Annotated in this window: 21 protein-coding genes; 12 read left to right on the top strand and 9 right to left on the bottom strand. The window is 61.1% G+C overall.

The window, feature by feature from the left end; all coding sequences use genetic code 11:
* Window positions 1-163 precede the first annotated feature (163 nt).
* The 3 genes from FJ988_RS19270 (at window position 164) to FJ988_RS19260 (ending at window position 5,018) form a co-directional block, all read left to right on the top strand.
* Complete coding sequence (locus FJ988_RS19270; protein WP_246688592.1) at window positions 164-1,300, top strand: metallohydrolase; 1,137 nt, start codon at window positions 164-166, stop codon at window positions 1,298-1,300.
* The gene (locus FJ988_RS19265; RefSeq protein WP_140819929.1) at window positions 1,300-3,546 is read left to right on the top strand and encodes a Mov34/MPN/PAD-1 family protein; all 2,247 of its coding nucleotides are present in this window, start codon (window positions 1,300-1,302) and stop codon (window positions 3,544-3,546) included. Before FJ988_RS19270 ends, FJ988_RS19265 begins: the two co-directional genes overlap by 1 nt.
* Window positions 3,547-3,725: 179 nt before the next feature.
* The gene (locus FJ988_RS19260; protein WP_140819928.1) at window positions 3,726-5,018 is read left to right on the top strand and encodes a DUF2130 domain-containing protein; all 1,293 of its coding nucleotides are present in this window, start codon (window positions 3,726-3,728) and stop codon (window positions 5,016-5,018) included.
* 245 nt (window positions 5,019-5,263) lie between these two features.
* Here FJ988_RS19260 and FJ988_RS19255 read toward each other — a convergent pair whose 3' ends face one another.
* The 5 genes from FJ988_RS19255 to FJ988_RS19235 form a co-directional block, all read right to left on the bottom strand.
* On the bottom strand, window positions 5,264-6,076 hold the full coding sequence (locus FJ988_RS19255; protein ID WP_140819927.1) for a ComEC/Rec2 family competence protein: 813 nt from the start codon (window positions 6,074-6,076) through the stop codon (window positions 5,264-5,266).
* The gene (locus tag FJ988_RS19250) at window positions 6,077-6,901 is read right to left on the bottom strand and encodes a hypothetical protein (protein WP_140819926.1); all 825 of its coding nucleotides are present in this window, start codon (window positions 6,899-6,901) and stop codon (window positions 6,077-6,079) included.
* Window positions 6,902-6,916: 15 nt separating this feature from the next.
* The gene (locus tag FJ988_RS19245) at window positions 6,917-7,996 is read right to left on the bottom strand and encodes a competence protein ComEC (protein WP_140819925.1); all 1,080 of its coding nucleotides are present in this window, start codon (window positions 7,994-7,996) and stop codon (window positions 6,917-6,919) included.
* Window positions 7,997-8,240: 244 nt separating this feature from the next.
* Window positions 8,241-8,936 carry an SMC-Scp complex subunit ScpB gene (locus tag FJ988_RS19240; RefSeq protein ID WP_140819924.1) on the bottom strand — a complete coding sequence of 232 codons (696 nt, stop codon included), beginning with the start codon at window positions 8,934-8,936 and terminating at the stop codon, window positions 8,241-8,243.
* Between the two features lie 2 nt (window positions 8,937-8,938).
* On the bottom strand, window positions 8,939-9,892 hold the full coding sequence (locus FJ988_RS19235) for a DUF1403 family protein (protein WP_140819923.1): 954 nt from the start codon (window positions 9,890-9,892) through the stop codon (window positions 8,939-8,941).
* A gap of 125 nt (window positions 9,893-10,017) precedes the next feature.
* On the opposite strand from FJ988_RS19235, the gene FJ988_RS19230 reads away from it, so the two are divergent.
* Together FJ988_RS19230 and FJ988_RS19225 are read left to right on the top strand one after the other, a co-directional pair.
* Entirely contained in the window at window positions 10,018-11,244 is a 1,227-nt protein-coding gene (locus tag FJ988_RS19230) for a site-specific integrase (protein ID WP_140819922.1), read from the top strand.
* A gap of 57 nt (window positions 11,245-11,301) precedes the next feature.
* Window positions 11,302-12,468, top strand: coding sequence for an ATP-binding protein (locus tag FJ988_RS19225; RefSeq protein ID WP_140819921.1), 1,167 nt, complete (start codon window positions 11,302-11,304; stop codon window positions 12,466-12,468).
* Between the two features lie 104 nt (window positions 12,469-12,572).
* On the opposite strand, the gene repC is transcribed toward FJ988_RS19225, so the two are convergent.
* The 4 genes from repC to FJ988_RS19205 all read right to left on the bottom strand — a co-directional run bounded on the left by repC (window position 12,573) and on the right by FJ988_RS19205 (window position 17,601).
* Window positions 12,573-13,895, bottom strand: a complete 1,323-nt coding sequence (gene repC / locus FJ988_RS19220) for a plasmid replication protein RepC (protein WP_140819920.1) — start codon at window positions 13,893-13,895, stop codon at window positions 12,573-12,575.
* A 154-nt stretch (window positions 13,896-14,049) separates the two neighbouring features.
* A complete protein-coding gene (repB, locus tag FJ988_RS19215) occupies window positions 14,050-15,033 on the bottom strand; it encodes a plasmid partitioning protein RepB (protein ID WP_140819919.1) in 984 nt (327 codons plus the stop codon).
* A 72-nt stretch (window positions 15,034-15,105) separates the two neighbouring features.
* The gene (gene repA / locus FJ988_RS19210; RefSeq protein WP_140820045.1) at window positions 15,106-16,314 is read right to left on the bottom strand and encodes a plasmid partitioning protein RepA; all 1,209 of its coding nucleotides are present in this window, start codon (window positions 16,312-16,314) and stop codon (window positions 15,106-15,108) included.
* A gap of 942 nt (window positions 16,315-17,256) precedes the next feature.
* Window positions 17,257-17,601: a MarR family transcriptional regulator gene (locus FJ988_RS19205; protein WP_140819918.1), complete on the bottom strand. Its 345-nt coding sequence runs from the start codon at window positions 17,599-17,601 to the stop codon at window positions 17,257-17,259.
* A gap of 94 nt (window positions 17,602-17,695) precedes the next feature.
* Here FJ988_RS19205 and FJ988_RS19200 point away from each other — a divergent pair, with 94 nt between their 5' ends.
* The 7 genes from FJ988_RS19200 to FJ988_RS19170 are packed head-to-tail and all read left to right on the top strand — an operon-like array spanning window position 17,696 to window position 22,853.
* Window positions 17,696-18,235 (top strand): hypothetical protein, encoded by a 540-nt coding sequence (locus FJ988_RS19200; RefSeq protein ID WP_140819917.1) that lies wholly within the window; start codon window positions 17,696-17,698, stop codon window positions 18,233-18,235.
* 2 nt (window positions 18,236-18,237) lie between these two features.
* Entirely contained in the window at window positions 18,238-18,909 is a 672-nt protein-coding gene (locus FJ988_RS19195; RefSeq protein ID WP_140819916.1) for a lytic transglycosylase domain-containing protein, read from the top strand.
* On the top strand, window positions 18,906-19,205 hold the full coding sequence (locus FJ988_RS19190) for a TrbC/VirB2 family protein (RefSeq protein ID WP_140819915.1): 300 nt from the start codon (window positions 18,906-18,908) through the stop codon (window positions 19,203-19,205). Before FJ988_RS19195 ends, FJ988_RS19190 begins: the two co-directional genes overlap by 4 nt.
* Before the next feature lie 4 nt (window positions 19,206-19,209).
* Entirely contained in the window at window positions 19,210-19,551 is a 342-nt protein-coding gene (locus tag FJ988_RS19185) for a type IV secretion system protein VirB3 (RefSeq protein WP_140819914.1), read from the top strand.
* Window positions 19,544-21,925: a VirB4 family type IV secretion/conjugal transfer ATPase gene (locus tag FJ988_RS19180; RefSeq protein ID WP_140819913.1), complete on the top strand. Its 2,382-nt coding sequence runs from the start codon at window positions 19,544-19,546 to the stop codon at window positions 21,923-21,925. The genes FJ988_RS19185 and FJ988_RS19180 overlap by 8 nt, the downstream gene beginning before the upstream one ends.
* The gene (gene virB5, locus FJ988_RS19175) at window positions 21,925-22,623 is read left to right on the top strand and encodes a P-type DNA transfer protein VirB5 (protein WP_140819912.1); all 699 of its coding nucleotides are present in this window, start codon (window positions 21,925-21,927) and stop codon (window positions 22,621-22,623) included. Before FJ988_RS19180 ends, virB5 begins: the two co-directional genes overlap by 1 nt.
* Window positions 22,620-22,853, top strand: a complete 234-nt coding sequence (locus FJ988_RS19170; RefSeq protein ID WP_140819911.1) for an EexN family lipoprotein — start codon at window positions 22,620-22,622, stop codon at window positions 22,851-22,853. Before virB5 ends, FJ988_RS19170 begins: the two co-directional genes overlap by 4 nt.
* Window position 22,854 lies beyond the last annotated feature (1 nt).

Below are 22,854 nucleotides of genomic sequence, written 5' to 3'. Positions count from 1 at the left end.
CAGAACGATCCCTGACAAGTTCGTCTAGTGCCCAGAGGCTTCACTGACAAGGCGCCGGCGCGCCGAGTTGTTGGACCACGCGTGAGCGTGGATGCCGACGCTTGCCTTCATGGGAACTGATATGACTGCAAATCTAACATTTTTCCCCGTCGATAACGGGGACATGGCCTTGCTCACGCTCGATAATGGCCAGAACATTCTTGTGGATATCAATATCCGCGGGGCCGCCGATGATCCGGACGACGATGAAGCGTACGACGTCGCCAAGGACCTTAAGGATCGTTTGAAGAAAGACGACCAGGGGCGCCCCTATGTCGATGTCTTCGTGCTTTCGCATCCAGACCAAGACCACGTCACTGGACTGCGCAATCATTTCCATTTGGGCGCGCCTAGTGATTACCCGAAGGACTCCGGCAAGATCATAATCCGGGAGATGTGGTCTTCGCCGATCGTCTTCCGCCGGGCCAGTAAGAACCATAAGCTCTGCGACGACGCTCTGGCTTGGGCGACTGAAGCCAGACGGCGGGTCAAGCTTTACAAAGACGGTGGCGCGTTCGGGACCGGGCCGGGTGATCGCATCCTCGTCCTTGGCGAGGACAAGGACGGAAAGACTGACGACATTCAGGGCATCCTCATCAAGCAGGACGGCATGATCTATGCCGCCGACCGCGTCATCGCGGGAGCTTTTGAGGCGAGGTTGCTTGCGCCCGGATACGTCGACTCCGAGGATCAGGAGCTCATCGAAACGCTTGAGCGCAACAATTCGAGTGTGATCCTACGGTTCTCGATCGCCGCTGACGGCTACTCGGACAAATGCCGGTTCCTCACGGGCGGCGACGCCGATGTGAGCATCTGGGAACTCCTTTGGCAGAAGAACGGCGAGAACCATCCCGATTGGTTCAGTTTCGACGTGATGGAAACACCACACCACTGCAGCTGGCGCACCCTCAGCCATGATCGCTGGTCGATCTATGGCGAAGATGCCGAGGTCTCAGAGGACGCGCGCAAGGCCCTTTCGCAGACCCGCGAAGGTGCCGTGATCGTGGCCAGCTGCAAGCCGATCAAGAAGGACGACGACAACCCGCCGCACGAGCGCGCGAAGCGAGAATACGTGTCGATCGTCGATGGCGATGATGACCGCTTCATCTGCACGTCCGAGTACACGAACGCCAACGACCGCCCCCTCGAACTGACTATCGCCAGCACCGGAATTTCCAAGAAACAGATGTTGGGTGCCGCGAAGGCGGCGGCGATCGCCGGCGTCACTACCGTCACCACCACTGCCCGGGCGCATGGCTGATGGCCTTGGCTGACATGCAGCGACACGCGGAACATTTTCTGCGTGTCGCTCACGAGCACCCGAACGTGAGGTCCGCCGATCTCGCGAGTGTGACCGAAGTCGAGGCACGGATCGCCCTTAATCTTGACGTGAACATGCCCTTCGTGTTCCGGACACGGGGCCAGAGCCCCAACGGAGTGCGGAAGGTCGAGCGCGTCGAAGTGCTCCTATCGTCCGATTATCCGCGGCGTAGCCCTCGCTTCTATCTACGCGACGATTTTCCCCGTGATCTCCCGCATTTGACACCCGGCTCGATTCGGCGACCACCAGTGCCCTGTCTGATTGACGGCTCGCTGGACGAGTTCTTCAACCAGCACGGCATGCTGGAATTGGGGGTCGCCTTCATCATCGAACAAATGTGCGTTTGGCTGGTCAAGGCAGCCCAGGGAACACTCATGTCGGCTCAGCAGGGCTGGGAACCACCTTTGCGAGGCCAACTGCCGGATTGGATGGTGTTCGACACTTCCTACGTTCGGAGCCAGGTTAGCAAAGGCACTGGTTCGGTCGTCTTGTCGACCCGCTTTTTGGCCGGCCGGTCTGGTGTTTTTGGTGCCGGCAAAGACGTTTGGCTCGAACCCGACAACGAATTGTCGGCTCTCGTTGGCAACTTCAAGGCTTTCCCGTTCAATTCCAGGGTGCACGAGAGCGGCTTCACCATTGGAACGACCGTCACCGGTGTTTTCTGGCCGGACGAAAAGACCGTGAACGCCAATTTCCTGCCGGACACCGTCGAGAACTTGGACGAGTTGTCCGCCCGGGCTAAGGAATGCGGCGTGGAGGCCAGCTTCGACACGTTCCTCCAGCGGCTTGCGACTCGGTGGAGAGGTCGGAATACCGCATTTCTCGGCCCGGTGGGCGTGGTCCTTTGCGTTCGACGGCCGTTTCGGATGATGGATCGTGACTCATCGATCGAGCTCATCCCCTATGCTTTTGAGATTGCGGCGCTCCCTGGGCGCAGGTCATTGTTCGAAGGGCCTGCCGGAAAGGCGGTGGTGCCGCTCCGACCACTCGAGAAGCCGACGCCGTCGCTGCTGCGAGAGGTATCCGGTGCCCCGAACCTTGCGCCTGTGGCGATTGTTGGTTGTGGTAGTGTCGGCTCAAAGACGACGCTTCATCTCGCGAGGGCCGGAGCAAAGGTTACCGCGTTATCCGACGCAAGGCTTCTCCAGCCCCACAACATGGCCCGGCACGCGCTGGTGCGCGATGGCATTGGACAGGGCAAGGCGCAAGAGTTGGTAGATGAACTCAAGCCACTGGGCCTAACGCCTACGATCTTTGATGGGGACGTCGTTGACGGTATCCGCGATCCCGACCAGCTTAAAGTGATCGCGCCGCCGGACACTAAGGTGTTGTTGAATACGACAGCGTCGCTACTCGTCCGCAGTGCCCTGTCGTCTATTTCCTACGACGACCTGTCAGTAAGAATCGGCGAGATCGCGCTTTTCGGCAGGGGCGAAGGCGCCTTCGTTCTGTGGGAAGGTCCCGCGCGTAACCCATCGCTGGACGACCTAGTCGTCCACCTCTACGCCGACGTTACGCCTCGTGAACGCACACTTCTATTCGATCCGGAGTTCGGTCTCAGCAATATCCAGATCGGCGAGGGTTGTGGAACACTGACCATGCCGATGACTGACGCCAGATTGTCGGCGATGACTGGGCTGGCCGTCGAACAGGTAATGCGTCTGATGAGCTCGACGGTGGAGAACGGCGAGCTTTTGGTGTTCAACCGCGATGCCGAGGGGGTATCCACGACGGTCCGACGGGTGATCGTGCCACCGTTTGTAGAGGTCGGGGTTGAAAAGCTAGGATGGCACTTGCGGCTTTCGCCCTCGGCCAAAGCCAAGATCAGGGCGGATATCGCTGCTTATCCCGGCGTCGAGACCGGCGGTGTTCTGATCGGAACCTGTTGCTCGCGAACCCAGACCATCACCGTGGTCGATGTTATCGACGCGCCGGAAGACAGCACGCGCTCCCCTACCCTGTTTGTTCTAGGGACGCAGGGGCTTCATGACAAAATCCTGGACCGGAACCGGGAGAGCGGCGGCGCTCTTCTCGACGTCGGAACCTGGCACAGTCACTTGGCTGAACAGGGACCGTCCGCCCTGGACTGGAAGACCGCGGCCGACCTGGCACAGGTTAGGCCGCCACCCTCGGTTCTGCTCATTGCAACTCCGAGCCAGTTTCTCGCGATTGCAGATCCCGGATAGAGCTCTGCCGATGTTCTCACATACGAGTGCACGACCTTCGTATGCGCGGCGCCTGCTTTGATGGGCGCGGCGTCAATGTGACCAGGGGATAATAAGCCTGTTCACTTTATGTTCTTTCGATCTATACCGTTCCGATGTAAGATAACCGCCCAAACAGATTCCTTTTGGAAGGGGCGGCAATGACCGAACAGCCTAGGATTTTCAACGAACCGACAATCAGCTGCCCCAGCTGCAAAACCAACATCAAGCTGAACGAGTCACTCGCCGCACCGTTGATTGCAGCGACGAAGGAAGACTACGAACGGAGGCTGACCCAAGCCAACGCCGCGATGACGGCCAAGGAACAAGACCTCAAGCGACAGCGAGCGGAGATTGATGCCGCGATGGCAAACATCGACGGCAAGGTTGCCGAGAAGTTCACGGCGGAACGGGCTCGGATCGAGGCTGACGAAGCCCGCAAGGCGAAGCAGTTGGTGGCGGCGGACCTCCAGGAGCGGGACCGGAAGCTCGCCGACCTCGAGGTGACGCTTCAGGCTCGTAGTGAAAAGCTGGCGCTGGCTCAGCGACAGCAGGCCGAGTTCCTTAAGCAGCAACGTGCCCTCGACGACGAAAAGCGCGAACTGGATCTGACGGTCGAAAAGAAGGTCCAGGAGGGGCTAGCTCTCGTCCGCGCCAAGGCCAAAGCGGAAGCAGAAGAGGGGCTCCGGATGAAGGTGGCCGAAAAGGAGGAGCAGATCGCTGGTATGCAGCGGCAGATTGAGGAGCTGAAGCGCAAGGCCGAGCAGGGTTCGCAGCAGCTTCAGGGCGAGGTGCTCGAGCTTGAGCTCGAGTCGCTGATCGCCAGCAGGTTCCCGGTCGACGTCATCGAACCGGTTGCCAAAGGTGAATATGGCGGCGACGTGTTGCAACGGATCGTCGGCCCTGCCGGCCAGCAGTGTGGCGCCATTTTATGGGAATCGAAGCGTACCAAGAACTGGAGCGCAGGCTGGTTGGCCAAGCTGCGCGCGGATCAGCGCAGCGCAAAGGCGGACATTGCCCTGCTGATCTCCGAGGCATTACCGGCTGGCGTGGAGACGTTTGACCTGGTCGAGGGTGTGTACGTTGCCCACCCGCGCTGTGCGGTGCCGATCGCAGTGATGTTGCGGCAATCCCTGATCGAATTGGCGAACTCTCGCCTTGTTCAGGTCGGACAGGCCTCCAAGATGGAGTTGGTCTATGGATATCTGACTGGGCCCCGTTTCCGCCAGCGAATCGAGGCCATCGTCGAGAAATTCTCCGACATGCAGGACGACCTCGCCAAGGAGCGCAAAAACACCATCCGCGGGTGGGCCAAGCGGGAAGCACAGATCCAGGGTGTGATCGAGTCGACTGTCGGCATGTACGGCGACCTACAAGGGATTGCGGGCAAAGTAATGCAGGAGATCGAAGGCCTCGAAATTCTTGCCGTCGAAGGGCCAAACGTCGGCAAATGAATTTAGGTCACTTCCGCTGAGCAGACTGTGCCTCGTGCAGTCTTGCGAGACCAAAATCTCGCTGGCAACTCTGTCGGGCATTCTCATCCCCGATTAGGCAGGAATTGCCGCGGCCAAAGTTTGTGCAATGGAGGTGGCGTGCAGGTGCACCACGGGCCATTCGTCCAAACTGAAATGGAAACAGAGCGCAACGGAGGTTTTAGGACCTGACCAAAGTCGATAGGAGGTACTGGCTTTCAGTTGCTTCAAAACACGTCGACGATCGCCCCCAGTGGGCTTGTCTGGACGCGTATACGGCCGTCCTTCCGGGTGGTCAGCACTCGCCTACGTTGACCGTTCAGATCGATGCCACGACATCGCTCCCGGTACCAACGCTGCGTCTCCTGGGTGGCGTATTCCCGTCCACAATCGGAAATCACAACAAAATATGGGAACAGGCCGGTCTCCCGAAACAGGCGTTCGCTGCAGCCGTTAAGCCTGCCATGGTGCGAAGCGATTAAGATATCGACCTCGCGCATGGCTGCCCGAAAGCTTTGCCGCCGCAACAGCCTCTCCCATCCTGCCACTTCCATGTCACCGGGAAAGCAGATGTGGACACCGTGGCTCTCGATGATGGAGACCAGGCTCAGGTTATTTTCGTCTTCAAATTCGGACGGGTAGTTGTTCCAGAAGCACCGGAGCCTGAAATCGCCGTAATCGACATCGCCGCCGGCCGATCCAGTATAAGTCGCCATCATATCCGCCAGGGCGTCAATGCCCCGGCCAATCCCGCCAATTTCCTTCAAACGGCGAAGGTTATGCGCAGATACCGAGGGATTTTTGGTCAGAGTGCGGATGTCGACAGCCCCCACCAGATTGTGCAGGTCGCTCGCATGATCCTCGTCAAAATTCGATATGATCAGCTTGTCTATATGGCGGATGCCCCTGCCGGGCAGGTAAGTGGACGGGCGCCAATTCGTTGTCGAATTATGACCCGCATCGATCAGGACGTGCCGGCCCGTATCGGTGACAAGATGCGAGCACTGACCGTGCTCGACGTCGAAAATCCTGAGATCCATTCAAGCCGCCGCTGTCGGAGCGTTAGGCTGGGCCCGGCGCAGCCTAATCGTGTCACAAGCGGCGAGCAGCGCGGTGGCGTACTGCACCCCGGCCTCCCAGACCCATTGCCTGGTCACGACGAAGACCCAGATGACAATTGCCGCCGCATTGACGGCCATGGCCGAAAGCACAGCCGGCCCGAGCGGCACGATTGTGCCGATCGCCGCGCGCCAGTCGTGCTTCTGCAGCAGATCGAGAAACCCCGGATTGTTGTAGAGGATCGCACCGGCCGATGCGGCCAGTGTCAGGCCGCAGATGATGATGCCCACCGATTTCAGGCCACGCAGGTTGCGGCGGAAGCCGTATTGCGCATTTTCACGATGAACCATCGGGAAGTCTTTGCCCCGCGCCATCTCCTTGAGCCAGACAACCGCCGAGTCATAGACCGCATCGGACCCTGACGGATCCGCAGCCTCCTGTTCGGCCGTCGGAATTGCCGGCAAGTCCGGTACCGCCGAGCTCAAGAAGCTGTGGTAACGCTGGCGCGTGTGCCGATCGAGATGGCTGTCGCGGTGGCGCAGGATGATGGTCGTCGGCCACCCTCCCCATGCCTTTCGCAGGCCGGGCTCGATGCGCCGCCCCTTGGTGCGGGCATAGGATCCAAGCGCGTAGAGGAGGCCGCACGAGGTGGCCACCGTCAGCAGCGTTGCGCCGATGCTGGACAGAAGCAGCCAGGGGAACCAGGCAAAGACCGCTAGCAAGGGCGGAAAGATCGTTAGCAAGCCTGGAAACAGCCGGGCCTGCCGGCCATAGCCGTCGAACATTTGGGCGATATCGGTGGTCAAAGGGATCGCCATGGCCTATACCTCATATTCCTCAGGATAGGTAGCCGGCCTCGCGGGGCTCCACCCCTCCCGGGACGGAGCATTCCATGATGTCCGGAAGCTCACCCCTTCCGTCATGTGCAAATTGGCGCCTCGATGGATCATTGCGCGCATCACCACCTTGCGCGGATGGTCTTCGTCTTCCTTTGCGGAGCTGATGACCGCCGTGAAGTGACCCTGTTGAGGCTTGCTGTCCAACGGCTCTCCGAGCATCGAATTCAGCAGTTCTGTCGTCAGGTTGCGGCGGCCGCCATGGTGCGGCACCTGGAAGCGGTCGATGCCGGGAAGCTGAAGGCTCGCAGAGGGCGCATAGGCGATGACTTCCGCCAGCCCATCCCGCCCGGTGTCGGCGGTCAGAAGGATCTTCTTACCGCACAGGTTCGCGTACTGCACGACGCTCATCTCGTTCTCGTTGCTGGTATCCTCGGCAGGGAACGCCTCGGCGCCCCAAGCCGCCCGGATGTAGGCCACCGCGCTCTTGGCTTTTTCCACCAACGTGGTCAGGAACCCGTCGAAGGCCGACGTTTCGGTCTTGGCTTCCGGCGTCTTGTCAGAGGTAACCACAAGGTCCAGGAACCGGCCACGCGTCGGCGCCATCACGCGGAACGCACCGATTGCAGCCCCCTGAAACGCCTCGCGGATCTCGATGCCCTTCCTTTCTGCGATTTCCTCCAGCGCTGCCAGGTTCGCGTGCGCCGAGCGCAGATTGGAGCGGAGCCGGTCGACGTCATTGTACGTCTCAAACCGGTCGATGATCTCCGCAGCATAGATCCAAGGCCGGTTCATCCAAAGCACGCCGACATCGAAGTGCTCGACGATCTCCACGAGGCCGCGGGCGTGGTCGCCATCATTGTGGGTAGCGACGACGTGGTGGATGAACGTCGGGTTTCCGTAGTGGGCAAGGATGTGGTCACGCAACGACTTGCCGGTGTCCACGTAGCCGCCATCGATGACATGGATATAGGTCGCGCCGTCCTTCTCGTACCGCAGCGCGATCGCGTCTCCGCTCTTCTTGGTTTCAACGCCAAGAAAATCGATCTCAAAATAGTCCGCCATTTTTTGGATATTCCTCTCGCCAATAATTTGAATAATACAAATTTGGACTTCTCTGCCGAAGTCCTGGCGTCAAATGTGAACGCCAATGCTTTCTTGCAAGAGAGAAGGCGTAGATAATTTGCGAAAAAGGAGGTCCGCTTGGCGGGTCCTCCCGTCGAGTTGCGAAAGAACGTGATTTCTCTCGAATTTCTTCAACCAGCCGCGCACGAGCCCATCGCAGCGTCGGAACGCGACAACGCCCCGCTCACGGCCCGTCGTCCTCAACGACATCGCCCTCCCCGCTAGCCAACCCGACCGGAATATCTCCTGCCAGCAGCTTTTCCTTCGACAGCAGGCCGGCGTCCTCAAGGGCCTCGAAATCCGGCAGCTGGCGCAGCGTGGCGAGCCCGAACTGCGACAGAAAATTCTTGGTCGTCACATAGGTGTAAGGCGCCCCCGGCTGCGGGCTGCGCGGTCCCGACGCGATGAGGTCCTGCGCGCGCAGCACGCCGATCAGGTCGCGCGACACTTCTTTGCCGAAAAAGCTCGACAGCTCGCCACGCGTGATCGGCTGGAAATAGGCAATGCACATCAGCACAAGCGCCTCCGACTGCGACAGTTCTTTTGTCCCCTGCCCCGCGGCTGTCCCGAACGCGGCGTGGATGATGTCGCCAAAAACCTTTTTGGTCCGGTGCTGCCAACCGCCGGCGACCGACACCAGCTCGTAAGGACGGCCGGCGAGCTCGGCGCGGATGTCGTCGATGATCAGCTCGATATTGCAGTTTCTTCCCACCACCCGCGCCAGCACCTCGCGCGGCACAGGCTCGCTGGCGGCAAAGATCACCGCTTCGACGCGGCCCATCCACTCGCGCCAGCGCAGTTCTGGCGGCAGGTGGTCCAGCTCGGAGTCGAGCAGCGCCGGCTGACCGTTTGTTTTGCGGCGGGCAGAGGCTTCGCTCATCGTTAGAGCCCAAACAGCCGGAAGCTGGTGCGGCCCGACAGCTCGCGCACGGCCTCGAGCTGCTGCAGCCGTTCGAACAGGCGCCGCACCGCAAAGCGCGACAGGTTTTTCGTCGTCAGCGAGCCGGCGACGGCGTCTTCATTCAGCAGCAAAAAAATCACGTCGCAGGCGCCCCTGGCGCGCAGTTTTGGCGCCACCGCCAGCAGTTTTTCGGCGCGGCGTGACAGCTCGGCGGCCAGCCGGCAGGCCTCTGCCGCCGCCTGACCCAGCGCCACGCAGACCGCGCGTTCAAAACTCTTTTCCCCGGGGCGGATGCGCTTGCCGCCGCCGGCCGCGCGGAAGGGTAGGCCAAAGGCCTGCGTCATCAACAGTGGCAGCGGCCGCGGCCAGCGCAGGCTTTGCGCCAGCACCAGGTCGGCGAGCCACCAGGCAAAAAGCTCGGCATCGGGCCGCATGGCGACGATGTGAGCGGTGATCGCGGCGGCGGCGAACGGCGCCGGCCGGCCGGCGCGGACCTGATCGTCGATCGCCGCGCACAGATCGGCGAGAGCCTTATCATCCCAGGCGAGTCCGAGCAGCTCGACCACCTTCGCCAGGCGTTCGGCGCTGGCGACGGGCGGCTGCAATGCCATCTGCCGCCAGGCGCCAAAAATGGCGCCGGCGGGACCGGGATCGGCGCCGGCCGAACGCAGGTGCCACGCGTCGCGCAGGGCGGCCTTGTCCTCGCTGCGGCCGGCCAGCCGCATGCTGGCGGCAGCACATTTCAGCGCCAGCCGCTGGCGCCAGGCGCCGGCCCAGGCAGGCTGTCCGCGGGCAAGCGTTTCGAGGGCGCTCAAGGCGGCGCCGGCCTGGAAGGCGGCGTCGGCGTCATGCAGCGCGCCACCGGCGGCGAGCGCCCAGGCGGGGACGGCCGGCGGTGGGGCGGGATTGGCGGTCGCGGGATCGAGGCGAATCATACATGCGAGGGTAAAACGCCGGTGCGCTTTGTGCCATCGTTTTCGCGCCAAAACGCACAGCCTGTCGAAGCAACAAAACGAATGATAATGTTGCCTTATCGTTCGTTTTGCTCTTTATAGAGGAAATGGCCGATTTCGTCGAGCAGAAGCCCAAAAATCACGCCGAGCGAGGCTCCGGACCGTCCCACAGCACGGGCGCCGGAGATGACATTGCGGACGCGAGGCCATCGACCGAGCCTGCTGCGTCTGGGGCCGACGACCTGCCCGACATTGTCGACGTTGTCATGGCGATGGGCCGCGCGCCGGAACATCCCCCTGCGGACGACCTCTCCTCTCTCCTTCCGGTCGATGGGACCCCTCGCCTACCGGCGCATCTCGAGACACTCGCCGGCCGCGCCCGCGACTATGTTGAGGCGGCGAGTTCGGCCAACACACGGCGCGCCTATGCGTCGGATTGGGGCCATTTTGTCAGCTGGTGCCGCCGGCAGGGCGTCGAGATGTTTCCGCCCGATCCGCAGGTGGTCGGCCTCTACATCACGGCTCAAGCCTCCGGCACGGCGACCGGCGACAAGAGGCCGGGCTCGGTGTCGACGATCGAGCGCCGGTTGTCCTCGCTGACCTGGAACTATGCCCAGCGCGGCCAGCCGCTCGACAGGAAAGATCGGCACATCGCCACGGTAATGGCCGGCATTCGCAACAGACACGCCGCGCCGCCTCGGCAAAAAGAGGCGATCCTCCCCGAAGATCTGATCGCGATGCTGGAAACCCTCGACCGCGGAAGCTTACGCGGCCTGCGCGACCGCGCTATGCTGCTGCTTGGCTTTGCCGGCGGCCTGCGCCGTTCCGAAATCGTGGCGCTGGATGTCGGCCGCGACCAAACCGAGGACGGCCGCGGCTGGATCGAGATCCTGGAAAAGGGCCTGCTGGTAACCCTTCGCGGCAAGACGGGCTGGCGGGAGATCGAGGTCGGGCGCGGCTCGTCCGACGCGACCTGCCCGATCGTGGCGTTGGAGACCTGGCTCAAGCTCGCGCGCATCGCGCACGGGCCGCTGTTCCGGCGCGTCACCGGCCAGGGTAAGGCGGTCGGGGCCGGGCGGCTCAACGACCAGGAGATCGCTCGCCTCGTCAAGCGGACCGCGCTGGCCGCCGGCGTGCGCGGCGATCTGCCGGAGGGTCAGCGCGGAAAACTGTTTGCCGGACACTCGTTACGATCTGGCCTCGCCTCCTCGGCCGAGGTCGACGAGCGCTATGTGCAGAAGCATCTCGGCCACACCAGCGCCGAGATGACGCGCAAATACCAGCGCCGGCGCGATCGGTTCCGGGTCAATCTCACCAAGGCGAGCGGACTCTAGCGCCCCGCATAGTTCATCATCCTTGCAAATCTGGAACTATACTCCATAATTGCAAGGATGATCGAGCGTCGCATCGCCATCGAACTCACGGAATTGCTGGACAGCATCCCCGCCGTGGCGCTGCTCGGGCCGCGTCAGGTCGGCAAGACCACGCTCGCGCTCGAAATAGCCGAACGGCGACCTTCGATCTATCTCGACCTTGAATCCGACGCCGACCGCGCCCGGCTTGCCGAACCGGAGCTTTATCTGAGCGAGCACGAGGACAAGCTTGTCATTCTGGATGAGGTCCACCGGCTGCCGAACCTGTTCCAGAACCTGCGCGGGCTGATCGACCGCGGCCGGCGCGCCGGTCGGAAAGCCGGTCGCTTCCTGCTGCTGGGATCGGCATCGATCCACCTCCTGAAGCAGTCAGGCGAGACCCTTGCCGGCCGGATCGCCTATCTCGAAATGCGGCCGATCGACGGTCTCGAAATCGGCGCCACCGATCTTGGTCCGCTATGGGCCCGCGGCGGCTTCCCCGACAGCTTCCTGGCCGTCAGCGACCGGGCCAGTCAGCGGTGGCGGCAGGATTTCATCCGCACCTATCTGGAGCGCGACGTCCCCCTCCTCGGCCCGCGCATCCCGGCCGAGACGCTGCGCCGTTTCTGGACCATGCTGGCGCACCACCAGGCCGGCCTGCTCAATGCCGCCGAGTTCGCCCGCGCGCTCGGCGTCGACGGCAAGACCGTCGCGTCATATCTCGACCTGCTCGTCGATCTCCTCCTGGTTCGCCGGCTGGAACCCTGGCACGCCAATGTCGGCAAGCGCCTGGTCAAATCCCCCCGCGTCTATGTCCGCGACAGCGGCATCACCCATGCGCTGCTTGGGCTCGCCACGCAGGAAGACGTGCTTGGCCATCCGGTGGCCGGCGCCTCCTGGGAAGGCTTCGTGATCGAAACCCTCACCGCGACAGCCCCCGCCGGCACGCTGAGCAATTTCTACCGGACAGCCGCGGGCGCGGAGATCGACCTGCTGCTCACATTGCCGGGCCAGCGGCTCTGGGCCATCGAAATCAAGCGAAGCCTGATGCCAAAGGTGGAAAAAGGCTTCCACCAGGCTTGTGAGGACCTCGCTCCGGAGCGGCGTATCGTCGTCTTTCCGGGACCGGAGCGGTTTCCGCTGCAGCATGGCATCGAAGCGATGCCTTTGCAGGATCTCGGCCGGGCGCTGCTTGACGAGGCATGATCCAAAGCACCGTCAAGGCGGCCCAAAGTCCTCTCCCTGCCCCCTACGCCTGCAGCCCTAAAGCCAAGGTTCGCGCTTCTTGCATCGACCTTCCGCGCAACACATCACCATTTCGGCCTTTCCAGGCTGCGGCGCAGGGCGTCCGACACCTGAAGACCTTCGCCGCTCGGCGGAGGGCTCGTTTGCGGCGCTCCATGCCCCTTCCCGGCCGGCTCCTCCGGCTTGCCGCCATCTAGCTTGGCCCTGAGCAGCGCCATGACCATCGGCCAGGTCGAGAATTTTCCGTCCCTGGCGCGCTCTGTCAGGCTACGCAGATAACCGCCGGCGTTGTTGATCTGCGCGCTGCGCTGGTAGATCGCGGCAACCGTAATCGCGGCCTGCTGCTCGCCCAACACTTTGAGCGCATCCTTCCAGGCGCTGGGGCTGACGCCGAGCATCGGCCGGGCAGCCTCGGCCGCGGCCAGAAAATCGCGCCAGTGGCGGATTTGGCCACCCTGGGCCAGCTCGCGCAGGTTCGGGCAGGCATCCAGCACGATCCCCAAGGGCAAATCCCGTTTTGGCAGGCTGCGCACGTTCTCGGTTTCCGCAAACGTCGCCGCTTCTTCATATTTTCCTGAGCTGTTTTCAAAATCAGAATTAGAGTCTGGGTTTGAATTCTGTATGTGCGCGCCGGAATGGGACTCATTGGCGTCCGGATTCTGTGTTTTTGTGAATGATTCCAGTGTGTCACGGATTTCCACCCAGAGGTCCTCGAGTTCGCTGTTGATGCTCTCGATGAGCTGCCTCGAGGCAGTGCGCGGCAGCCGACCTACAATCGCCTGGTAGGCCTGCAGCACGCGGCCCCAATTGCCGGGCACGCTCTCCTCGATGCCGGCGTCGATCATCTTGACGATGTCCCGGCGTAACAGCGTGAGGCGCTCCCTGGAGACACGAAAGGCCTTCTTCTCAGCCTTGACCGTCTCGGCGAGCTCCCTGAACTCTTCCGCGCGCGCTACGATCGACGCCAGATCGAATCCGTAGGCCTGCTCGATCTCCCCTCCCCGGCTCTTGCGTGCAAAGCGCTTGCCGTTCGGACTGTCCCTGCGAATGATCAGCCCGCAGTCGACCAGCACCGCCAGATGCCGGCGCAACGTTGTCGCAGGCATGCCATTCGCGCGTGCCATCAGTTGCTCGTTGGACGGCCACACAACGAGCTCTCCGTCGCCGGCGAGCGTTGTTTCCGGATGAAATGACAGCAGAGCGTTCAGAATGGCCAGCGACCTATCTGTCGCCCCGACCTGGTCCCGCGCTTCGCGGATGTACTGGAACACCTCCCATTTCTGGACGCTTGCCTCCTTCGGCATCGTCCTGGCCTTCGCCTGGCTTGTGATCTGGCCAAGCGACGCCGGCCGCCGCCCAAAGGGCGTCGTTGCGATATGCGTCTGCATTTTCCTTCACCTGTCCTCTAGGCAAAAGAAATCTGCTCGCCGAAACGACGCCACGACTCTTGACAGTGATTCGGGGAAATGCGATTCTCAACTTGCGACAGACGAGAAGGGCTTCCGCGACGGTGACGTTCGGGGGCCTTTTTCTTTTGCGGTTTCAGTCTCCTGTTACTGTCTTCTCCGACTTCCTGAACGCCTCATAAAGGTCGCCCAGATTATCGGAAATCCACGTTCCAAAGCGGCTACCGTCCATCCCCTTCACGGCGATCGCGACGGCCCTGCCTGCCTTCTTAACGCTGACGCTAACTGACTTGTCCTCGGGAACCCAGGATTGCGCAGCGGGCTTCACACCTGCCTTGCGAACCGGCTTCCCCTTCCCGTTCAGGCCCGCAAGCAACCTTTCGAAGCGTTCGTTGCTTTCCAAGTCCCCGAACTCCGGCTCGGACAAGATCGCATTAACCATTTCGGATTTCTTGCCGGCGAGCAGAGACAGCTCCACCCAACGCTCGCGGCCGACAGACGCAGCTGATCCAATCTTGCCGATGACCGATGCCGGAATCCTTGTGACAACTGACACCATCTTCGAGACCGCAGCGGCGTTCGAGGCCAATGCCGACGAGATGACATCTCTGTCGTACCCCAAGTCCTCAAGGCGCTTTGCAAACATCGCCTTCTCGATGAAGCTGAGATTTGCCCGAGCGGAATTCTCCTGACCTTGGGCAATGACATGCGTCTTGTCATCGATATCCTTGACGACCGCCCTCACCTTCCGTCCCAGTTCACGCGCGATCCGGACCCTGCGATGGCCGAAAACGATCATGTAGCGGCCGTCGGAGCCCGGATGCGGACGAACAAGTATGGGAGAATCCTGCCCCCTTTCCCGAATCGCTTCCAGCAGTTCTTGGTACTGCACCTTGTCGTCGCCCATGCGGTCGGAAACGAACGAGCCGTCGACTGCGTTTGGGTCGAGTTCAACCACATGCTCGCCTTCAAGATACGCATCCGCCTGCTTTGCCAATTCGTTGACCGAGCGGATCATGGATTTGGAAGCGCCACGGATCGGATATGCCGCAGCGGACGTAGACACCTGGTCGCCGGTCTCCGCTTCTACGAGGCCTGCAAGAAGATTCTTACGTGCCATATTTTACCTCCAGATACCGCCTAGTCCATTGAATGCACTTGGGAAATGTCCGATTTTGTCAGCGGACAAAAATCAGCGCCCCCATGCTTCATGAATCAAAGCTGCGATTTCGCCATTTACGACGTCTAACGCTTCCATCGCCCGCTCGTATGTGGAACGGGTCATCGCATTCTTCTCGACTTCGTAGAGGGTCTGCTTGGTAATCCCCGCATCGGAAATCGCCGTTGATTTCAGCATCTGATTTTTCAGGATGAATTCGCCGAACAGCGTATGCAAGAACGCCACCATTTGGGCTTGCGGCTGATCAGTGGGTTCAAAGCGTGTAACCAGGTAGCGGTACCATTCCAGATTCACCTCGGCACCCGCCGCCCTTATTGGCTGCAAGATATTTCCGAGCATCAGCAGGAACTGCCCCATCGACATGACATCAAGCATCTGGGGATGGATCGTAATCAACACTGACGTTGCCGCCGTCAGTGCAGTGATGGTCAGGTAGCCGAGTTGCGGCGGGCAGTCGACGACGACGACATCGTAGCGGTCATCGACCTCGTGCAGTGCGGTTGAAATCCGCGTGAAGAACGCCCTGCCGACGTTCGACGTCTTGTCCGTCATTGCCAGCGGCGTGTCATATTCGAATTCCTGAAGCTCAAGGTTCGCCGGAACGATATCAAGGCCCGGAAAATTCGTTGACTTGATGATTTCCGAGAGAGGTACCTTCTCGTCGTCATAGCGAATCGCGTCGTATAGCGATTTTGTCTGGTCCAGTTCGGGTTGGAACCCGTGCAATGAGGACAGCGAGGCTTGTGGATCGAGATCGATCGCAAGTACCCGGTGCCCGGTCAACGCCAAGTACTGGGCGAGGTGGGCGGCTGTCGTTGTCTTGCCACTGCCGCCCTTGAAATTGACTACCGCGAGGATCTGAAGTTTCTCGCCAGTGCGACGATGGGGAACATACCTGCGGGCATCGGACCGCCCGTATTGATCCAGATATTGGCGCAGCTCGAGCATTTGCTCTGCCGTGTACGACCGTCTGCCAGACGACGAGGTTTCTGGCATCGGGCCTTTGCCTTCCAGATGCAGCTTTTTAAGATGACTTTGGGAAACTCCCAGATAGGCGGCTACCTCGGCCAGCGAAAAAGAACGCAAATTCTTCTTAGCGGCGGGAGGGAAGCGCTGTACCGAGAGAAGGTGCAGCTTCTTCGATATCTGGTCGCCTTGTTCGAGAATGCTTTTCTCAAACACCAACGGGATTTTCGTGGGAACGGGTGAACTCACGTTCATTCGGTCAGTGCTCTCTAAAATCGATTTTTGGCGCGAAGTGGCCAAGCAAGCGTCATTATGTCCGATTCGTTTCTTCCGACAAGAAGTTTTAAGTTAACAAGAGGTTAACGGCGTCGGATCGACCCTAGCGTACCAGGATCAGCATGATCTGAATCATGCGATTGAATACGCTACGCAATTTCACGATTTTGTCAGCGGACAAATCCTTACGTTTCTGAAGTTGCGAATCAGCTACGGGAGATCCATCGATCATCGGATTTGTACTTGGAGCCCTTCCAGTCCCCGAGTTTCCACTCCACAGACTAAATCGTATAACCAAAACTGTCGCCGTCGATCGCACGCAGCGTTGCGGGCAAATGACGATCGCCGGAGCCGCGACATAATAAGGCTTCGGCAGCGCAGGCACATTGGCGGCGGCCTAACAAATTCGCTGCTGAATACGCCGAAGCCACGGACATGGAAGTTTGAGGGTGGGATGGACTACTATATCTACGAAAATTGGGCGCACGACCGAGGACGTATCCACCGGGCCCAATGTGGTTTCTGCAACGCAGGTCAAGGCACCCAGGCAGGAGCGGGGGACAGAAACGGTCGCTGGCACGGCCCATTTGACCGAGATGCCGCATTGATCAAGGCCGCCGAACTCAATCTCACTGATATACGCGGATGCTCAATATGTAATCCGTAGGTTTCTTGGCATCGACGCCAACTGCGCCAGCGCTGGCCTTGGCGGCAAATGCGAAAACGCTGGCGCGAACGGATCTCTAAGTCGATCAACAAGTCGCCGTCGCTTCAGGCTAGACTTGGTCCGATCACTTAATCGACAATTGCACGTTCGGGTCCTGGAGCGCCATCAACCGAATACGAGCACTGAGCCCGAGGAGGGCCGTGAGCGCGTGGCTGATAATCTACGCGTGCATTGCTGCTTTGGCCGAATCGCGATCAGGAGGACTTTAGACGCTCAAAGATTTCTGGAGCGAACTCATACTGCCACGCAGTTCCTCGCCCCACCGAATTCTTCACGATCGTTTCCTGGAGGATGCCGCGCGCAACCAGCGGATCAACCGATTCCTTCACCGTGTTGCGCGTCATCCCGGTTACTTCCTTGATGTTTGCGAGGGTCAGCTTCTCACCCCTCTGGTGCATCATATAGAGCACCGTCATCATGCCGAGCTGCTTCAGCCGCGACTGCGGCGTTTCTCCCTCGACCGGATTATCAAGAACCTCCTGCAGGGCGAAGGCCGAAAATCGCTGGTCCTGCCATTCCGCGTCACGTGCGCTTGTCATCGATTAAACTATCAGATATTTGACAGTATAACGAGTCGTAGCCGGCCGGGCCGATCGGTTCCAACCAGCACTGCGCGCGTGAGAGGTGGTGATCATGAGAAACTCGCTCATAAGGGCAATCGTCGCCGCATCCAGCTTAGCGTCATCCTATCTCATTTTCGACAGTCAAGCGCGAGCTGATGAATGGGGGTGCCAGGTTATCCTGTGCCTTTCCAATCCAGGCGGTGCGACGCAATACGCCGCTTGCCGGCCCCCCATCAATAAGCTCTGGCGCTGGCTTGCCAAGGGCAACTCGTTTCCCACATGCAGCGGCGTCGGGTTCCAGAGTTCGCGCCCGGGATATGATCCGTATTACTGCAACGAGGGCTATACGCTCACCAGCTCGTTCGGATCGGGCGGGCGTGTCGCCACGTGCGTGTCGGCCTCTCTCCGGCCCGTTGACAGGCGCTTCTGCTCATTCGGGCGCGATGACACTGGCGGCGATCACGGTTCCGTGCTGTCGCCGCGATGGCAAAGCGAGGGCGGCCGGCTGCAGTGCATGGCCAAGGTTACGTCCCGGCCCAACTTCCGAGAACAGCCGCACTTTGTCGATGTGACCATCGACGGCGTCGGCAAGCAAAGGGTCTGGTACTGACCATGCCTGTTCTCTTCGCCGATCTTGCGCAGACCTGCGCACCCATGGTTGCGGCCAAGACGCTGGCGGGCGTCGTCAGCCTGGAAAGCCGGTTCGATCCGCTCGCCATCCGGATCAACAGCGGTCCGCCAAGTTCGAAGCAGCCGTCCACGAAAGCTGAGGCGATCGAGGTCGCCACGTCGCTGGCGGCTGAGCGGCAGGACATCCAGCTCGGTCTCGGTGGCATCGGCATGGAAGAGCTGCGAAAACTGAAGCTGTCGATCTCCGACGCCTTCGATCCGTGCCTCAACCTTCGGGCCACCGCAACGCTGCTCGATGGATACTACCGGCTCGCCGTTAACGCCGGCGCTGATCCGAAGCGGGCGGGGCAGGTGATGCTGCAGTCCTGGTACGGGCGAGGCGATCCCACCGTTGGCGAGATGGTCAAGTACGACGGGCAGGTCAGCCAGGAGGCGAGGCGGCTGAGCGGATCCCTTGCGACGCTCGAAATCGGAGATGGCGGGCAGGGGAGGGGGGATAGTGGGCCCGCTGCTGTCGAAGTCGCGAACGAACAGCAGACGCAAGACCCACCCGCCAATCAGGCGGCCTCGGCACCCTCGTGGGATGTCTTCAATACGCGGCGGCGATCGTCCGTCCTGGTGTTTCAGAACAGTCAAATGGAGCAGAGTGAATGACCTCCCGTTCTCATATCCGATCGACCGCCGCCTCCGTCGTCCTGGCGGCGGCCATCGTCACGACCGTGATCGAGCCCGCGTTCGCGCAAGCCGCCGGCATCGAGACCGTGCTGCAGAACATCGTCGACATGCTGACCGGCAACATCGCCAAGCTGCTGGCCACCATCGCGGTGATCGTGATCTGCATCGCCTGGATGTTCGGCTACATGGATCTGAGACGAGCAGGGTTCTGGATCATCGGCATCGGCGGCATCTTCGGCGCCACCGAACTCGTCAACACCATCGTCGGAGGTTGACGCCATGGCGAGTGCGCGGCCGACGCTCGAGGAAGACACGCTGTTCATCGCCTGCACCCGCCCGGCGATGATCGCCGGCGTGACGATGGAAGCCATGGGCGTGAACATCATGCTCACCACCATCCTCTTCATCGTTGCCGGCTCGATCGCCTACGCACTCGTCGGCGTGGCCTTTCACCTGTTGTTCCGCGCGCTGGTCAAACATGACCACAACATGTTTCGCATCCTGCTGGCCTGGGTGGAGACACGTGGCCGATCCCGGAACAGCGCCTATTGGGGCGGCGCGTCACTGACGCCGCTGAGTCTCGCCCGACGCTTCGACGAAAGGGATCTCGGTTTTGCCTAGCCTCGCCACGCTCAGGTCTCGCGAACTCGATCCGCAGACCTTCATCCCGTATGTTCGCCACGTCGACCGGTCGACCATAGCGCTCGATTCGCGGGCGCTGATGGTGATGATCGCGCTCGAAGGCGTCTCGTTCGAGACCGCCGATGTTCTCGACCTGAATGCCCTTCATCGCGACCTCAACACGCTCTACCGGAACATCGCCGACGAGCGGCTTGCCGTGTGGACCCATCTCATCCGCCGCCGCGACAGCGCTTATCCGGAAGGAACTTTCACCACGCCGTTCTCGACAGCGCTCAACGAAAAGTATCGCGCGCGCATGGTGGACGAGGACCTGTTTCGCAATGACCTTTATCTCACGATCCTCTGGTCACCGGCGCGCGATCCGGCGGACAAGGCGGCAAAGTTGTTGTCGCGCCTGCGTCGCGCCCGCCGGACGTCGACGGAACTGGACGAGGAGGCACTGAAGCAGCTTCACGACAAGGTCGCCGAAGTCACGGCGGCACTGAAGCGCTTCGAGCCACGCCTGCTGTCGCTCTACGAACATGAGGGCCTGCTGTTTTCGGAACCGAGCGAGGTGCTGCACCAGATCGTCGGCGGTCGGCGGGAATCGGTCCCCCTGACCGAAGGTCGGATCGCGTCGGCGATCTACTCCGACCGGGTCATCGTCGGCCGCGAGACGATCGAGATCCGGCACGAGGCCGCAAGCCGCTATGCCGGTATGCTGAGTTTCAAAGAATATCCGGCCCGCACCAGGACCGGCATGCTCGACGGCGCGCTCACCAGCCCCTTCGAACTTATCCTCACGCAGTCCTTCTCCTTCGCATCGAAGGCGGACGCCCGCGTCATCATGGGCCGCAAGCAGAACCAGATGGTCTCGAGCGGCGACAAGGCGGCCTCACAGATCGATGAGCTGGACGAGGCGATGGACGATCTGGAGTCCAATCGGTTCGTGCTCGGCGAGCACCATCTGACGCTTTCCGTCTTCGCTTCCTCGGTGAAGGAACTGACCGACAATCTCGCCAAGGCGCGCGCCAGCCTGACCAGCGGAGGCGCGGTCGTCGCGCGCGAAGATCTGGGCCTCGAGGCTGCCTGGTGGGCTCAATTGCCCGGCAACTTCCGCTATCGCGCGCGGTCCGGCGCGATCACGTCACGGAACTTTGCAGCCTTGTCTCCCTTCCACTCCTATCCGATCGGCCAAAAGGACGGCAACGAGTGGGGTCCGGCCGTTGCCCTGCTCAAGACGGCGTCAGGGTCGCCGTACTACTTCAATTTTCATTATGGCGATCTCGGCAACACCTTTGTTTGCGGGCCGTCCGGCGCGGGCAAGACCGTGCTCTTGAACTTCATGCTGTCGCAGCTCGAGAAGCACGACCCACATGTGGTGTTCTTCGATAAGGACAGGGGCGCCGATCTTTACGTGCGCGCCGCCGGCGGCGCCTACCTGCCCCTCAAGAATGGTGTTCCAACCGGTTGCGCGCCGCTCAAGGCGCTCGAGCTGACACCCGAGAACAAGGTTTTTCTGACGCGCTGGGTCGGCAAGCTTGTCGGCTCGACAACACGGGAACTGACCGTGACCGAGCTTCGCGACATTGCGTCCGCCATCGACGGCCTTGCCGACCTACCCGTCGAGCGCCGCACGATCGGCGCACTGAGAACCTTCCTCAACAACACCGATCCGGAGGGGATCGCGGCCAGGCTGCGCCGGTGGGAGAGGGGAGGACCTCTCGGATGGGTGTTTGACAATGTGATCGAGGATATTGGCTTCGGCGATTTCAGCGCCGGCGGCCGGTTCGTCGGCTACGACATGACCGACTTTCTCGACAACGAAGAAATCCGCACGCCGTTGATGGCCTATCTCTTCCACCGCGTCGAGCAGCTGATCGACGGCAGGCGGATCATCATCGTCATCGACGAGTTCTGGAAGGCGCTGCAGGACGAGGGCTTCAGGGATCTCGCCCAGAACAAGCTGAAAACGATCCGCAAGCAAAACGGCCTGATGCTTTTCGCCACGCAAAGCCCGCGTGATGCGCTCGTTTCGCCGATCGCGCACACCATCATCGAGCAGTGCCCGACGCAGATCTTCCTGCCGAACGCCCGGGGCAATCATGCTGACTATGTGGACGGCTTCAAGCTGACCGAGCGCGAATACGAACTGATCGCTCGCGAACTCTCGGTCGAAAGCCGGCGGTTCGTGCTGAAGCAGGGCCACAATAGCGTTGTCGCCGAGCTGAACCTCCGGGGCTTCGATGACGAACTCGCCATCCTTTCCGGCCGCACGGCCAATGTCGAGCTAGCCGAAGCGATCCGCGCGGAGGTCAGCGGCCGGAGCGAGGACTGGCTTCCCATTTTCCACCAAAGAAGGAGTGCGGGCTGATGGCTTGCTTTCGACTTCACGGCGCGACGATTGCTGCGGCGTTTTTCCTTTCCGTCAGCGGCGCGGCGGGACAGGGGATTCCGGTGATCGACCAGACGGCGATCGCCAAACAGATCGAGAGCATCACGCAGCTCAAGTCGCAGCTCGATGCGCTCCATCAGCAGATCGAACAGGCGCAGCAGCTCTATGGCTCGCTCAACAAGCTCACCGACATGGCGGATGTCGCTGGTGTCCTCAATGATCCTTCAATCCGAAAAGCCCTGCCGACCGACTTCAACGCCATCGAGGGGCTGTTCAAGGGCGAGGGCGCCGGCGTGTTCGGTGACTCAGCCTCGAAGTTCCATGACGGCAACTCGACCTATCGAACCAGCGCCGACGACTTTTACGCAAAGGAGCTTTCCCGCATCCAGAATAAGAATGCCGGCCAGATGAGCCTCGGCCAGCAGATCTACGACGCCGCGACCAAGCGCATCGACGGCATCGACGCGCTCCGCGAGAAGATATCGACGGCGGGCGACGCCAAGAGCATCGCCGACCTTCAGGCGCGGCTGCAGGCCGAAACGGCTTTCCTCCAGACCGATGTGCTGCGCATGGAAGGCCTGCGCATGGTGCAGCAGGCGCAGGCCCAAGTCGACGAGCAGCGCAAGGCCGAGGACTGGCGCCAGCGCATGGACTCGATCAAGGCGGCGCTGCAATGAGGAGCCTTCTGATCCTTCTGGCGATATCCGCTCTGGCGGCCTGCTCGGAGCAGACCGAACGAAGCTACACCGTCGACGAATTGGTGGCGGACGAAGCGCTGCTTTCCGGCATCGTCGCGAAGTGCCGCAACAATCCGGGCGAGCTCGCGAAAACGACGAACTGCAGGAACGCCGAAGCGGCCAACGGCAAGATGCGGCTCCAGCGCATGCGGCAGTCGTTGGGAGGTTGAG

The sequence above is a fragment of the Mesorhizobium sp. CU3 genome, from assembly GCF_006442965.1.
In the GTDB taxonomy this organism is placed as follows: Bacteria; Pseudomonadota; Alphaproteobacteria; order Rhizobiales; family Rhizobiaceae; genus Mesorhizobium.
Note: the sequence above shows the minus strand (reverse complement) of the source record. Positions and strands in the feature narration are given on the sequence as shown.

Excerpts from the sequence above, each read along its gene's own strand:
- FJ988_RS19270 (WP_246688592.1), top strand. The coding sequence starts at position 164 with ATGGCCTTGCTCACGCTCGATAATGGCCAGAACATTCTTGTGGATATC.
- FJ988_RS19265 (WP_140819929.1), top strand. The coding sequence starts at position 1,300 with ATGGCCTTGGCTGACATGCAGCGACACGCGGAACATTTTCTGCGTGTC.
- FJ988_RS19260 (WP_140819928.1), top strand. The coding sequence starts at position 3,726 with ATGACCGAACAGCCTAGGATTTTCAACGAACCGACAATCAGCTGCCCC.
- FJ988_RS19255 (WP_140819927.1), bottom strand. The coding sequence starts at position 6,076 with ATGGATCTCAGGATTTTCGACGTCGAGCACGGTCAGTGCTCGCATCTT.
- FJ988_RS19245 (WP_140819925.1), bottom strand. The coding sequence starts at position 7,996 with ATGGCGGACTATTTTGAGATCGATTTTCTTGGCGTTGAAACCAAGAAG.
- FJ988_RS19240 (WP_140819924.1), bottom strand. The coding sequence starts at position 8,936 with ATGAGCGAAGCCTCTGCCCGCCGCAAAACAAACGGTCAGCCGGCGCTG.
- FJ988_RS19235 (WP_140819923.1), bottom strand. The coding sequence starts at position 9,892 with ATGATTCGCCTCGATCCCGCGACCGCCAATCCCGCCCCACCGCCGGCC.
- FJ988_RS19230 (WP_140819922.1), top strand. The coding sequence starts at position 10,018 with ATGGCCGATTTCGTCGAGCAGAAGCCCAAAAATCACGCCGAGCGAGGC.
- FJ988_RS19225 (WP_140819921.1), top strand. The coding sequence starts at position 11,302 with ATGATCGAGCGTCGCATCGCCATCGAACTCACGGAATTGCTGGACAGC.
- repC (WP_140819920.1), bottom strand. The coding sequence starts at position 13,895 with ATGCAGACGCATATCGCAACGACGCCCTTTGGGCGGCGGCCGGCGTCG.
- repB (WP_140819919.1), bottom strand. The coding sequence starts at position 15,033 with ATGGCACGTAAGAATCTTCTTGCAGGCCTCGTAGAAGCGGAGACCGGC.
- repA (WP_140820045.1), bottom strand. The coding sequence starts at position 16,314 with ATGAACGTGAGTTCACCCGTTCCCACGAAAATCCCGTTGGTGTTTGAG.
- FJ988_RS19205 (WP_140819918.1), bottom strand. The coding sequence starts at position 17,601 with ATGACAAGCGCACGTGACGCGGAATGGCAGGACCAGCGATTTTCGGCC.
- FJ988_RS19200 (WP_140819917.1), top strand. The coding sequence starts at position 17,696 with ATGAGAAACTCGCTCATAAGGGCAATCGTCGCCGCATCCAGCTTAGCG.
- FJ988_RS19195 (WP_140819916.1), top strand. The coding sequence starts at position 18,238 with ATGCCTGTTCTCTTCGCCGATCTTGCGCAGACCTGCGCACCCATGGTT.
- FJ988_RS19190 (WP_140819915.1), top strand. The coding sequence starts at position 18,906 with ATGACCTCCCGTTCTCATATCCGATCGACCGCCGCCTCCGTCGTCCTG.
- FJ988_RS19185 (WP_140819914.1), top strand. The coding sequence starts at position 19,210 with ATGGCGAGTGCGCGGCCGACGCTCGAGGAAGACACGCTGTTCATCGCC.
- virB5 (WP_140819912.1), top strand. The coding sequence starts at position 21,925 with ATGGCTTGCTTTCGACTTCACGGCGCGACGATTGCTGCGGCGTTTTTC.
- FJ988_RS19170 (WP_140819911.1), top strand. The coding sequence starts at position 22,620 with ATGAGGAGCCTTCTGATCCTTCTGGCGATATCCGCTCTGGCGGCCTGC.